Below are 645 nucleotides of genomic sequence, written 5' to 3'. Positions count from 1 at the left end.
AGGTTGGGCAGTAAGGGTCGGAGAAGGGCAATCACTCATTCTTAAAACCAGCATTCGAAAGAGTTGGGGCGGAAAAGGGGGGGAAAGCTCTCCGTTCCTGGTTCTCCTGTAGCTGGATCCTCTAGAACCACAAGAATCCTTAGTTGGAATGGGATTCCAGCTCATCACCTTTTGAGATTTTGAGAAGAGTTGCTCTTTGGAGAGCACAGTACGATGAAAGTTGTAAGCTGTGTTCGGGGGGGAGTTCTTGTCTATCGTTGGCCTCTATGGTAGAATCAGTCAGGGGCCTGATAGGCGGTGGTTTACCCTGTGGCGGATGTCAGCGGTTCGAGTCCGCTTATCTCCAACTCGTGAACTTAGCCGATACAAAGCTATATGATAGCACCCAATTTTTCCGATTCGGCAGTTCGATCTATGATTTTTCATTCATGGACGTTGATAAGATCTTTCCATTTAGCAGCACCTTAGGATGGCATAGCCTTAAAGTTAAGGGCGAGGTTCAAACGAGGAAAGGCTTACGGTGGATACCTAGGCACCCAGAGACGAGGAAGGGCGTAGTAAGCGACGAAATGCTTCGGGGAGTTGAAAATAAGCGAACATCCGGAGATTCCAGAATAGGTTAACCTTTTGAACTGCTGCTGAATC

General features: G+C 47.9%; 1 rRNA gene. It reads left to right on the top strand.

Annotated features, from left to right (window positions below):
• Positions 1 to 497: 497 nt before the first annotated feature.
• Positions 498 to 645: ribosomal RNA gene (locus tag N1028_RS19835) — 23S ribosomal RNA — on the top strand; the annotation flags it as partial.

This window comes from Herbiconiux oxytropis (assembly GCF_024979315.1).
In the GTDB taxonomy this organism is placed as follows: domain Bacteria; phylum Actinomycetota; class Actinomycetes; order Actinomycetales; family Microbacteriaceae; genus Herbiconiux; species Herbiconiux oxytropis.
Note: the sequence above shows the minus strand (reverse complement) of the source record. Positions and strands in the feature narration are given on the sequence as shown.